This is a genomic window from Neobacillus drentensis NBRC 102427 (assembly GCF_001591445.1).
GTDB classification, from domain to species: domain Bacteria; phylum Bacillota; class Bacilli; order Bacillales; family Cytobacillaceae; genus Neobacillus; species Neobacillus drentensis.
Genome location: NZ_BCUX01000010.1, coordinates 20,069 through 32,209, shown reverse-complemented (window position 1 = coordinate 32,209; position 12,141 = coordinate 20,069). Strand labels below are relative to the sequence as shown.

The following is a 12,141-nucleotide window of genomic DNA, read 5'->3' as shown; positions in this document are numbered from 1 at the left end:
TGGTCGCGTTACTGACCGTAGATAAATCGATTAAGAACTATTTCGATATAATAAAATTTATGTAAACGTTTTCAATGCAAGATAAACAAATATGCAGATATCCTCATTTAAAACACTGATTTATAAGGACTTGGACCTATTTTAGCTAAATTAACCATTATTCACACTTTGTTCAATACTTCACAAACTATTATCTGAAATTCATGCTATGATAAATTCATAAAGAAACAAGGAGTGATAAGACATGATGGTTTGTGAATGGAGAACCTTCTCTACCGATTCTGAAACTTATTCCCTAAAAACATTTGAAGAAGCAGTTGGGGACGAATTTGAGGCGATGTATTTTAAAGAAAATGAAGAAATCCCCGCCTATATCTGGACCGTAAATTATGTAATCATGGTTAAAAAATATTCGAAGGTTCTTAATGACATTTTATTTGAAAAGATTCCACGCAATCCAGTCTGTGAATAGTTATTTGCACAATAGTCAATTGAAGTTTTATTATTTTTTTACCTAATCATGTGAAATATTTCACAAAGATTTAAGGCATCCAGAGAGAATACCAGACAATATTTTTTAGAGAAACTTGTGAAATACTTCACAATCACTTAATCAAATGGAGGTATTACGATGGCTATAGTTGAAAAGGCGGTTAAAGAAAAGCAAGATGTAACGAAGATGGTTAACGGTTTAGTGGAAAACGGACTAAAAGCATTGGCTGAGTTCCGCAGCTTTGACCAAGATATGATTAATGAAATTGTGAAGGAAATGGCCTTAGCCGGTCTTGACCAGCATATGCCGCTTGCAAAGCTTGCTGTAGAAGAAACAGGCAGAGGCGTTTATGAAGATAAAATTATTAAAAATATGTTTGCGACAGAATATGTCTATCATAATATCAAATATGATAAAACCGTAGGTATCATTAACGAAAATGAACATGAAGGAATGATTGAAATTGCGGAACCAGTGGGAGTAATTGCAGGAGTAACACCTGTAACCAACCCAACGTCGACCACAATGTTTAAATCACTCATTTCGATAAAAACACGCAATCCGATTATTTTTGCTTTCCATCCCTCAGCACAGAAATCTAGCAGTGAAGCTGCAAGAGTGCTTAGAGAAGCAGCGATCAAAGCAGGTGCACCAGAGAATTGCATTCAATGGATTGAAGCACCATCGCTTGAAGCAACACAAGCTTTAATGAACCATCCGAAAATTTCGCTAATTCTTGCCACAGGCGGTTCGGGAATGGTGAAATCCGCTTACAGTTCAGGTAAGCCGGCACTCGGAGTAGGACCTGGAAATGTACCATGTTATATTGAAAAAACAGCCAATCTCGATCAAGCAGTAAATGACCTCATTCTATCAAAAACGTTTGACAATGGGATGATTTGCGCTTCCGAACAAGCAGTCATTATTGATCAAGAAATTTACGACAGTGTAAAACAAAAAATGGTGGCTAATAATTGTTATTTTTTAAATGAAGAAGAAAAAGCTAAGGTTGAAAAATTAGTCATTAATGAGCAATCCTGTGCGGTTAATCCAGTTATTGTTGGGATGGCTGCTTCAAAGATTGCCCAGCTGGCAGGGGTAAAGGTTCCAGATGATACAAAGATTCTTATCGCAGAATTAAAAGGTGTCGGACCAGGATTTCCGCTTTCAAGGGAGAAATTAAGCCCGGTGCTTGCCTGCTACAGGGTAAGCGGTCTTGAGGAAGGACTAAAACGGGCCGAAGAAATGCTGGAGTTCGGTGGGTTAGGCCACTCGGCTGTCATTCATACCACGGATCAGACCGTTATTAAAAAGTTTGGACTGCGGATGAGAGCGGGCCGTATTATTGTCAATGCTCCATCATCACAAGGTGCGATAGGTGATATTTATAATGCGTATATGCCATCATTGACCCTTGGCTGTGGAACATATGGCGGAAACTCGGTTTCTACCAATGTTGGTACCATTCATCTAATGAATATTAAAAAAGTGGCGAAAAGGAATATTAATATGCAGTGGTTTAAAGTGCCATCTAAAATCTATTTCGAGAAAAATTCAACTCAATACCTTGCGAAAATGCCGAAAATATCAAAAGCATTTATTGTCACCGACCCTGGAATGGTGAAATTAGGTTATGTTGATAAAGTACTTTATTATTTAAGAAAGCGTCCGGATTATGTGCATTGTGAAATCTTTTCCGAGGTAGAACCGGATCCATCGATCGAAACAGTCATGAAAGGTGCGGAAATGATGGCTAACTTCCAGCCAGACGTGATCATTGCCCTCGGCGGTGGTTCCGCAATGGATGCTGCCAAAGGAATGTGGTTATTCTATGAACATCCGGATACCGAATTCTTTGGCTTAAAACAAAAATTCTTAGATATACGAAAACGGATTGTTAAATATCCGAATCTCGGACAGAGGGCACAATTTGTAGCTATTCCTACTACATCTGGAACAGGCTCCGAGGTAACTTCATTCTCGGTAATTACGGATAAAGAAGCCAATATTAAATATCCACTTGCAGATTATGAATTGACACCAGACGTCGCCATTATCGATCCGCAGTTTGTGATGACGGTACCTAAACATATTACCGCCGATACTGGATTGGACGTATTGACACACGCGATCGAAGCCTATGTATCGTGCATGGCGAATGATTTTACCGATGGCCTAGCCATTAAAGCGATCCAACTTGTATTTGAGTACCTGCCAAGAGCTTACAAAAACGGCCAGGATGAAGAAGCGCGTGAAAAGATTCATAATGCTTCGACGATTGCCGGTATGGCGTTCGCCAACGCATTTTTAGGCATTAATCATAGTCTTGCCCATAAGCTGGGTGCTGAGTTCCATATTGCCCATGGACGGGCAAATGCAGTGCTAATGCCGCATGTAATCCGCTATAATGCAACAAAACCGAAGAAATTTACTGCCTTTCCGAAGTACAATCATTTCAAAGCAGACAAACGGTATGCTGAAATTGCTAGAATCCTAGGTTTACCTGCAAGAACCATTGAGGAAGGTGTGGAGAGTCTAGTTCAAGCCATTATTCAATTGGCGAAAGAACTTGAAGTCCCAATGAGCCTTGAAGCAAATCATATAAATAAAGTCGAATTCGAGAGCAAGGTTGACTACCTGGCAGACAGGGCCTTCGAAGACCAATGTACTACTGCTAATCCTAAGCTTCCTTTAGTAACTGAATTAGCTGAAATTTACCGCCAAGCGTATAAAGGGGTATAATAATCCTTGCCAATACGAAAAATCAAACTAATTGGTTTTTCGTATTGGCTTTTTATTTTTTAGAAGAGGGTGGATTTTTTGGCATACAGGATTAAAGATGTGATGATTTCCGAAACAGCAATTAAAGAACGAGTAAAGGAATTAGCAGAGCAAATTGAAAGTGATTTTAATAATGAAGCAATTGTCCTCATCGCTGTCTTAAAGGGTTCCTTTGTTTTTGCCGCGGATTTAATTCGTGAGATGAAGGGGGATATTAAAATTGATTTCATCTCTGTATCGAGCTACGGAGACGAAACAGAGTCAACGGGGAAAGTAAGGCTATTGAAGGATCTGGATGCGAATATTACCAATCAAAATGTAGTGGTAGTGGAGGATATTATCGACAGCGGGCTGACACTGCATTTCTTACGTGATCATTTGAAGACACACAAACCGAAACACATTAGGATTTGCACTCTTTTAGATAAGCCTGAAAGAAGAAAAGTTGAGTTGCCGGTCGATTATGTTGGCTTTGTGATTCCGGATGAATTTATTGTTGGGTATGGGATTGACTATGCCCAAAAGTATCGGAATTTACCACATATCTCCACGGTGGAGGAGTATTAGGAATATCTTTGAAAAACAGTTTCTGCGGGAAATTTTGCTATCAAAAGTAACGATGATATACTTTTATTGAACTACAGTTGAAAAATGGAGGAATGAATGATGTATACTTCTATCGCTGAATTTACTAAGGATTGGAACCAAGAAGCAGCTTCTACGCAAAAGGTTTTGGATGTATTAACAGATGATTCACTTCAACAAGCCGTATCACCAGACGACCGTACCTTAGGGAGAATTGCATGGCATGTTGTAACAAGTACACCGGGAATGCTGAATGAATTTGGAATTACTGTTGAAAATGTGGAAAACTCAAGTGCTGTTCCGTCATCGGCAAAGCAAATCGCGGACACCTTTCGTAAGGTTAGTGCCGACACAATCGACGCTGTTAAACAGCAGTGGACTGACGCTTCCTTGAAAGAAATGAAAAATGTGTTTGGTATGGATATGCCAAAAGCAGTAACACTTGATCTATTGATTAAACATATTATCCATCATCGCGGACAAATGACCGTTCTAATGCGCCAAGCTGGATTGAATGTCCCCGGAGTTTATGGTCCATCAAGAGACGAATGGAGCCAAATAGGGATGGAAGCACCGGCATTATAAAAGTACATATTGTTTTAGACTAAGCACACTTAACAAAAGTGTGCTTTTTGATTATGGGCTAGAAAAGGCTGGCCAAAACATTCAATTTCTTTCCTTTTTTTAACAAAAATAGTATAATATAGACGGATAGAATAACTCTCTTTGTTTCGACGACGATTTTCCAAATCTAATCGAAAGAAGATGGGGATCATGAAAACGTACAAGGCTTTAAGATTTGTTACTGCAGATTTCTTATTGTTTATTGGTGCCGGTGCAATACTCTGTGGAATGATGTTTATTGTAAGTCCGGACGGCAGCAGGCTAAGTATGACAGTGGATTTATTGAAAGATAGTCCATATAAAGACTTCTTTATTCCAGGGATTACTCTGCTAGCAGCTAATGGGATGCTAAGCATCATTGCCGCGCTATTATTATTTTTCAACTATCGTTATGCAGGTGCAGGCGTCATACTACTAGGAGCAGTGATGCTGATCTGGATCGCCGCTCAGGTTTACTGGATTGGCTGGCAAAGTTGGCTTCAACCGGCATTTATGGGGGTTGGACTAATTGAAATGCTGATTGGCTTTTTATTGGAAGCCCAGTATCATAAAAACTGGAGGAATTTTAGCGGCCGCCACGATTCACATGCACATTAAATACAAATATCTCACGTTACTTATCAAAGTACCTTTAATGCGGCAAGCGTAACTGCTGTATTAAAGGTACTTTTTTATTCCTGTGCTAGGCTAATATATCATGGTGCTAGCATAATGATATAACTATGATATAGGCATCCTATCATTGATTTTTCTCAATAAATCATTGGGAGTACTTCAAAAGAACTACTTTGTCTTTCGGTTTTTATTAATTTTACATTTTTGAGAAAAATTTCTACATGTTTCAACAAATTAATCTGAATTGAGTGTTAGCAAACTATATTAAATCATTGATTATTTTGTTAAAATACCAATAAGCAAATAAATATACATAGGACAGAAGATTAGATTAGTCATTTAATCTATCACAATCCAATGCTAGAGTTATACGAATTTCCAGAAGAAGTCTACGATTATTTTAAAATAATGAAGCAATAAACGCTGGATGAGGAGGATTAATATGTGGGATTTTGACATGAATATAGATCAAGTTGCTAGAATTAAAGTAATTGGTGTTGGCGGCGGAGGGAACAATGCCGTTAATCGTATGATTGAAGGAGGAGTTCAAGGTGTTGAGTTTATCGCGGTAAATACAGATTCCCAAGCTTTAAACTTATCAAAAGCAGAAATCAAAATGCAAATTGGTGCCCAATTGACAAGAGGATTAGGGGCAGGCGCGAATCCGGAAGTCGGCAGAAAAGCGGTTGAAGAAAGCAGAAGGCAATTGGAGGATGTACTAAAAGGAGCGGATATGGTTTTCGTTACAGCTGGAATGGGCGGTGGTACCGGGACTGGCGCTGCACCAGCGATTGCTGAAATTTCACGCGAGATTGGGGCGTTGACAATTGGTGTGGTTACTCGTCCATTTGGTTTTGAAGGACGTAAACGCGCTCAAAATGCTGCAAATGGGATTGAATTAATGAGGGAAGCAGTGGATACGTTAATTATTGTTCCAAATGACCGTCTGTTGCAAATTGTTGACAAAAGAACACCGATGATTGAAGCGTTCCGGGAAGCGGATAATGTCCTTCGCCAAGGTGTTCAAGGTATTTCTGATTTAATTGCTGTCCCAGGTTTAATCAATTTGGATTTTGCAGACGTGAAGACGATTATGAGCAATCAAGGTACAGCCTTAATGGGCATTGGAGTTGCCAAAGGAGAAGGACGCGCGGTTGAAGCAGCAAAAAAGGCTATTTCTAGTCCATTATTAGAAACTTCGATTGATGGGGCACAAGGAATCCTCATGAATATCACCGGTGGGAAAGATTTAAGTCTTTATGAGGTTCAAGAGGCAGCCGACCTTGTCGCTTCTGCAGCAGATAAAGAATTAAATATGATCTTTGGCTCAATTATTAACGAAAATTTTAAAAATGAGATCATGATCACCGTCATTGCAACGGGCTTTGAAGAAAAGCATACACGAACGATTACCAAATCTGCCCAACCTTCAAAGGAAAGATCACAATTAGTGTCCAAACCTCGGCATGAACAACCGCGACATGAACAGGTAAGGCATGAAGAACCTATATATGAAAACGATTCATATGGGCAGGAACCAGAGGATTCTCTCGACATTCCGACATTTTTACGAAATCGAAATAAAAGAAATAAATAGAAATTTTAAAAATCTGCGACGTGAGGAGTGTTCACAGGACTTCCGAATAAATAAGATAATGTCCTGTGCACAGCTCCATTGCGTTTTTTTTTTTAATATGATAATAGTCAATAACACATTAAGATTCAACAACTTTAATTTGATTTTAATGGATTAAATCATTAAAACCGACTTGACTTATAGGAATAGTAAAACTATTATTATATTAATCATTTTTTGACTGAAAAGTTTGTATTGTTAGATTTTTAAAAAAGTCATGATAAATAAATGATCACGATAATAATCCTTTGTGAGGTGGATTTTGGTGCAACTTCAAGTATTGAACAGTCCTTTTAATCAGGAGCAGGCAGAGCTCCTCAACCGTATTCTCCCTACCTTGACAGAATCTCAAAAAGTCTGGTTGAGCGGGTTTTTGGCAGCGGCCCAATTTGCTTCGGTTCCTGGATCAGGAAATGTCCAAGTGGCAGATCGTCCTGTTGGGATTACTTCCCCAACTGTTTCAAAAGATGTGACCATTCTTTTTGGCTCACAGACCGGTAACGCTCAGAGTCTTGCTAAGATGGCGGGCAAAAAACTTGAGGGAGAAGGCTTTCAAGTAACAATCCAGTCGATGAGCGATTTTAAAGCTAACAATTTAAAAAAGGTCCAAAACCTGCTGATTGTCGCGAGTACCCATGGAGAAGGTGATCCACCGGATAATGCATTGTCATTTCATGAGTTTCTCAAAAGTAAGCGGGCTCCAAAGCTTGAAAATCTTCGTTACTCCGTTTTGGCGCTGGGAGACAGCTCGTATGAGTTTTTCTGTCAAACGGGTAAAGACTTTGATACACGACTTGGGGAACTTGGTGGTACAAGGCTTTATCCACGCTTTGATTGCGACCTTGATTATGATGAGCCTGCAGCCGAATGGTTGGCTGGTGTTCTTAACGGCTTAAATGAAGCTGAAGGCGGTAGCGCTGTTCCTGAATCGGAACTGGCATCACAACTTGTTGAGTCAACGTATTCCAGAACCAATCCGTTTAAAGCTGAAGTGCTAGAAAATATTAATCTGAACGGGAGAGGCTCGAATAAAGAAACACGACACCTCGAATTATCACTCGAAGGTTCCGGGCTTACATTTGAACCAGGAGATAGTCTTGGAATTTACCCGGCGAATGATCCTGAACTTGTTCAATTACTTCTGGAAGAAATGAACTGGGATCCAGAACAACAAGTAACGGTAAGTAAAAAGGGAGAAGTTCTTTTACTTAAAGATGCGCTCCTATCACACTTTGAAATAACTACTTTGACCAAACCACTCCTTGAGAAGGCAGCACCGCTTTCTGCAAACGAGAAGTTGCAGGACCTTCTGGCAGCGGGGAATGAAGAACAATTAAAACAGTACCTTGAAGGTCGCGATTTACTTGATTTAGTGCGTGATTTTACACCTTGGATCGGCGCAGCACAAGAATTTGTCTCCATTTTGCGAAAGATGCCGTCTCGTCTATATTCGATAGCGAGCAGCTTAACAGCAAATCCTGAAGAAGTTCATTTAACGATTGGTGCAGTCCGTTATGAGGCACACGGACGTGAACGAAAAGGCGTTTGTTCTATTTTAGCTTCGGAACGTTTGCAGCCAGGCGATACAGTACCTGTGTACATTCAGCATAACGAAAACTTTAAGCTGCCACAAAATTCAGCCGCTCCAATCATCATGGTTGGTCCTGGAACAGGTGCAGCACCGTTTCGCTCCTTTATGCAAGAACGTGAGGAAATCGGAGCGGAAGGAAAATCATGGATGTTCTTTGGAGACCAGCATTTTGTGACGGATTTCCTTTATCAAACCGAATGGCAAAAATGGTTGAAAACAGGTGTGCTAACGAAACTGGATGTGGCCTTTTCTCGTGATACAGCTGAAAAAGTATATGTGCAGCATCACATGCTAGAGCATAGTAAAGAGCTATTTGAGTGGCTTCAAGAGGGTGCTCACCTGTATATTTGCGGAGATGAAAAACACATGGCGCATGACGTCCATACTACTTTAATTGAGATCATTGAAAAAGAAGGCGGCATGAGCCGTGAAAAAGCAGGAGAATATCTTGCTGAGATGCAGCAGCAAAAACGTTATCAGCGTGACGTATACTGATTTGGGATGGAAAGGAGTTTCACCATGGTTAATCAAATTTTAAAAGCGCCTGAAGGCCCGCCTAGTGATGTAGAAGGTATTAAAGAAAGAAGTAATTATTTGCGGGGAACACTGAAAGAAGTAATGCTAGACCGAATAAGTGCAGGAATTCCTGAAGATGATAACCGACTTATGAAACATCATGGCAGTTACTTACAGGATGATCGTGATCTGCGTAATGAGCGTGCCAAACAAAAACTTGAGCCTGCGTATCAGTTTATGCTGCGTGTCCGCCTGCCTGGCGGAGTTGCTTCGCCTGATCAATGGCTCGTTATGGATGAGCTTGCAGATAAATATGGTAATGGAACACTGAAACTGACTACTCGTGAAACGTTTCAAATGCATGGGATTTTAAAATGGAATATGAAAAGCACCATTCAGGGAATTCATAATGCACTGATGGATACCATTGCCGCATGCGGTGATGTCAACCGTAACGTTATGTGTTCTTCAAATCCGTACCAATCTGAGATACATGCCGAAGTTTATGAATGGTCAAAAAAGCTAAGTAATGACTTACTGCCCCGGACAAGAGCGTACCACGAAATTTGGCTGGACGAAGAAAAAGTTGCAGGGACACCGGACATGGAAGAAATCGAACCAATGTACGGCCCGCTATACTTGCCTCGAAAGTTTAAAATTGGTATTGCTGTGCCGCCTGGAAATGATATTGATGTTTTTTCACAGGACCTCGCTTTTATTGCGATTGTAGAAGATGGAAAACTAATCGGTTTTAATGTGGCGATTGGCGGCGGAATGGGAATGTCACACGGGGACACAGCTACGTATCCGCAGCTTGCAAAAGTAATTGGTTTCTGTAAACCAGAACAGTTATATGATATTGCCGAAAAAACGATTACGATTCAAAGGGACTATGGTAACCGTTCTGTTCGTAAAAACGCTCGTTTCAAGTACACGGTCGACCGACTAGGTCTTGAAAATGTTAAGGCGGAACTCGAACATCGACTTGGCTGGAGTTTAGATGAAGCAAAACCTTACCATTTTGACCATAACGGTGACCGCTATGGATGGGTTAAGGGCATAAAAGGTAAATGGCATTTCACACTATTTATTGAGGGAGGACGAATCGCTGACTTCAATGATTACAAGCTTAAGACCGGCTTGCGTGAAATTGCAAAGGTTCATACCGGTGATTTCCATCTAACTGGGAATCAGAACGTAATAATAGCCAATGTTTCCACTCAGAAGAAGAAGGAAATTATCGAACTTATTGAGCAATATGGCTTAACTGATGGGGAGCATTATTCAGCGTTGCGCCGCAGCTCCATGGCATGCGTAGCTTTTCCAACCTGCGGTTTAGCGATGGCGGAAGCAGAGCGTTATTTACCATCATTAATCACTAAAATTGATACCATTGTAGAAGAAAATGGTTTGCGCGACAAGGAAATCACCATCCGCATGACTGGCTGTCCGAATGGCTGCGCCCGCCATGCCCTAGGGGAAATTGGTTTTATTGGGAAAGCACCTGGAAAATATAACATGTATCTTGGCGCCGCTCATGATGGCAGCCGTTTAAGCAAGATGTATCTTGAGAACATCGGTGAAGAAAAAATATTAAGCGAACTAAATGTTTTACTTTCTCGTTATGCGAAAGAACGTGAAGATGGTGAGCACTTCGGTGATTTTGTCATTCGTGCAGAAATCATCAAAGCTACGACTGATGGAACCAATTTTCACGATTAATCAAATTTAAAAAGAGACAGGGGCTTCCTGTCTCTTTTTGCTGTTTAAAGTGAAAATAAAAAAGGCAAACATGTCAATAACATATTTGCCTTTCACTATATGTTGATGTATTAAAAACGTTACAGTTATCCGCGTCTTCCGCCTCTGCCGCCCCGTTTTGTTTCAGTGCTGCGCTTTAAGGTGGATAGATTCTCTTCACTAGCCTTTAAAAATTTAGCCATTTTGTCTTCAAAGTTTTCTTTAGGTTTAAAAGTGCTGCCGCCTTTTGAACGAAAATCTTTCGAACGGCTATCTACTCTTCCCTGACGTGGTGGTCGTTGGGAATAAGACGAGGTTTGTCCTTCGGGCTTATCTATAGCTTTTTTGATGGACAAGGCAGTCTTTCCGTCCTTCTCACTAATTACTTTTACTTCAATTAGGTCGCCAACTTTAAGATGGTCATTAACGTCTTTAACATAGCTATCCGCTACCTCACTGATATGGACTAACCCTGTTGTTCCACCAGGCAATTCTACGAATGCCCCAAAACTAGTGATGCCTGTTACTTTACCTTGTACCTTAGTACCTACCTCGATTGACATAAAAAAATGTTCCTCCTCAATAATGTTACAACTACTTCATTATAACAAATAGATAGGGATAATATCAATTCTTTCCTGAAGTGCCTGCCACCTTTTTTTTGAAACGTTCTTAAATTCCAAAGTTTAATGATGAGTGTTATGGAATAGAATATAAAGATTACCATATTTTAGTTAAAAAATATGAGGGCAATTAAGGAGTGAAGTGATTTTGTCAGGTCCAAGTTTAAGAAAACGGGATGCTCATTCATCCATTCATGAGGCAGCACTCAATGAGGCACTTGAGTTAAGAGAATTATTTCAGAGATGTCTAGAAGATAATGAAACGGAAAAAGCATTACAGGTGATCGAGGTAGCGATTGAACACTGGGAATCAAGAACATTGAAACATGCGGAGGCGGAAGAGGAAGGGTTATATAAGGATATTGTTGATGAGAATCCAGATATGATCTCAACTGTGATTCAGTTAACACGAGATCATGATCTTATGCGCAGGATTGTAGAAACCTTGAAAAATAGGCTTCAATCACAACAGCCCGACCAACGGATGGTTACTTTATTAGATAGTCTTGTCATCATTGATGAAATCCATAATGCAGATGAAATGAATAAACTTCTAAACCACGGAGAAAAATAAGCAGGGAAATTTAGGTAAAACAGGAAATGAGGGTGAAAATGAGTAATCCACAGGAACTCGAGGAAAAGTTATTACGGTTTGCGGCACCGGTATTATTTAAACAATTAACCGATATATTCTCAAGTTATCATATCCATCCTTACGATTTCCACGGGACAGTCAAAAAAGATGAAACAGGCTTTGATATCACCTTAAGATTTTCGCAATCATTTTCGCAATCTATTTCAACGCATGTTAGCTTTGAACAAGCGATGAACCCCGATGAACAGGTGGTACATTTTTTTAAAGAAGCAGCTGAGAAATGTAAGTCACTGTTAATCTCGGATTATTATAAAATGATTAAACTGTAGAAGGAGATGACGG

At 40.0% G+C, this 12,141-nt stretch carries 11 protein-coding genes; 10 read left to right on the top strand and 1 reads right to left on the bottom strand.

Annotation, left to right across the window (positions count from 1 at the left end):
• Nucleotides 1-244 precede the first annotated feature (244 nt).
• The 8 genes from BDR01S_RS06380 (at nucleotide 245) to cysI (ending at nucleotide 10,563) form a co-directional block, all read left to right on the top strand.
• On the top strand, nucleotides 245-472 hold the full coding sequence (locus BDR01S_RS06380) for a hypothetical protein (protein ID WP_066255092.1): 228 nt from the start codon (nucleotides 245-247) through the stop codon (nucleotides 470-472).
• Nucleotides 473-631: 159 nt separating this feature from the next.
• A complete protein-coding gene (gene adhE / locus BDR01S_RS06375; RefSeq protein ID WP_066255090.1) occupies nucleotides 632-3,235 on the top strand; it encodes a bifunctional acetaldehyde-CoA/alcohol dehydrogenase in 2,604 nt (867 codons plus the stop codon).
• Between the two features lie 78 nt (nucleotides 3,236-3,313).
• A complete protein-coding gene (gene hpt / locus BDR01S_RS06370; RefSeq protein WP_157406112.1) occupies nucleotides 3,314-3,841 on the top strand; it encodes a hypoxanthine phosphoribosyltransferase in 528 nt (175 codons plus the stop codon).
• A 99-nt stretch (nucleotides 3,842-3,940) separates the two neighbouring features.
• Nucleotides 3,941-4,444: a DinB family protein gene (locus BDR01S_RS06365; RefSeq protein WP_066255088.1), complete on the top strand. Its 504-nt coding sequence runs from the start codon at nucleotides 3,941-3,943 to the stop codon at nucleotides 4,442-4,444.
• 189 nt (nucleotides 4,445-4,633) lie between these two features.
• Nucleotides 4,634-5,080, top strand: a complete 447-nt coding sequence (locus tag BDR01S_RS06360; RefSeq protein WP_066255085.1) for a hypothetical protein — start codon at nucleotides 4,634-4,636, stop codon at nucleotides 5,078-5,080.
• Nucleotides 5,081-5,540: 460 nt separating this feature from the next.
• Nucleotides 5,541-6,695 carry a cell division protein FtsZ gene (gene ftsZ / locus BDR01S_RS06355; protein ID WP_066255082.1) on the top strand — a complete coding sequence of 385 codons (1,155 nt, stop codon included), beginning with the start codon at nucleotides 5,541-5,543 and terminating at the stop codon, nucleotides 6,693-6,695.
• A gap of 304 nt (nucleotides 6,696-6,999) precedes the next feature.
• Entirely contained in the window at nucleotides 7,000-8,820 is a 1,821-nt protein-coding gene (locus BDR01S_RS06350) for an assimilatory sulfite reductase (NADPH) flavoprotein subunit (RefSeq protein ID WP_066255078.1), read from the top strand.
• A 24-nt stretch (nucleotides 8,821-8,844) separates the two neighbouring features.
• Nucleotides 8,845-10,563 (top strand): assimilatory sulfite reductase (NADPH) hemoprotein subunit, encoded by a 1,719-nt coding sequence (gene cysI / locus BDR01S_RS06345; RefSeq protein WP_066255076.1) that lies wholly within the window; start codon nucleotides 8,845-8,847, stop codon nucleotides 10,561-10,563.
• Nucleotides 10,564-10,688: 125 nt separating this feature from the next.
• Here cysI and BDR01S_RS06340 read toward each other — a convergent pair whose 3' ends face one another.
• A complete protein-coding gene (locus BDR01S_RS06340; RefSeq protein WP_066255074.1) occupies nucleotides 10,689-11,144 on the bottom strand; it encodes a S1 domain-containing RNA-binding protein in 456 nt (151 codons plus the stop codon).
• Between the two features lie 202 nt (nucleotides 11,145-11,346).
• On the opposite strand from BDR01S_RS06340, the gene BDR01S_RS06335 reads away from it, so the two are divergent.
• Nucleotides 11,347-11,778, top strand: a complete 432-nt coding sequence (locus tag BDR01S_RS06335) for a hemerythrin domain-containing protein (RefSeq protein ID WP_235846499.1) — start codon at nucleotides 11,347-11,349, stop codon at nucleotides 11,776-11,778.
• Between the two features lie 38 nt (nucleotides 11,779-11,816).
• Nucleotides 11,817-12,128: a hypothetical protein gene (locus BDR01S_RS06330; RefSeq protein WP_066255068.1), complete on the top strand. Its 312-nt coding sequence runs from the start codon at nucleotides 11,817-11,819 to the stop codon at nucleotides 12,126-12,128.
• Nucleotides 12,129-12,141: the final 13 nt, after the last annotated feature.

Excerpts from the sequence above, each read along its gene's own strand:
- BDR01S_RS06380 (WP_066255092.1), top strand. The coding sequence starts at position 245 with ATGATGGTTTGTGAATGGAGAACCTTCTCTACCGATTCTGAAACTTAT.
- adhE (WP_066255090.1), top strand. The coding sequence starts at position 632 with ATGGCTATAGTTGAAAAGGCGGTTAAAGAAAAGCAAGATGTAACGAAG.
- BDR01S_RS06365 (WP_066255088.1), top strand. The coding sequence starts at position 3,941 with ATGTATACTTCTATCGCTGAATTTACTAAGGATTGGAACCAAGAAGCA.
- BDR01S_RS06360 (WP_066255085.1), top strand. The coding sequence starts at position 4,634 with ATGAAAACGTACAAGGCTTTAAGATTTGTTACTGCAGATTTCTTATTG.
- ftsZ (WP_066255082.1), top strand. The coding sequence starts at position 5,541 with ATGTGGGATTTTGACATGAATATAGATCAAGTTGCTAGAATTAAAGTA.
- cysI (WP_066255076.1), top strand. The coding sequence starts at position 8,845 with ATGGTTAATCAAATTTTAAAAGCGCCTGAAGGCCCGCCTAGTGATGTA.
- BDR01S_RS06340 (WP_066255074.1), bottom strand. The coding sequence starts at position 11,144 with ATGTCAATCGAGGTAGGTACTAAGGTACAAGGTAAAGTAACAGGCATC.
- BDR01S_RS06330 (WP_066255068.1), top strand. The coding sequence starts at position 11,817 with ATGAGTAATCCACAGGAACTCGAGGAAAAGTTATTACGGTTTGCGGCA.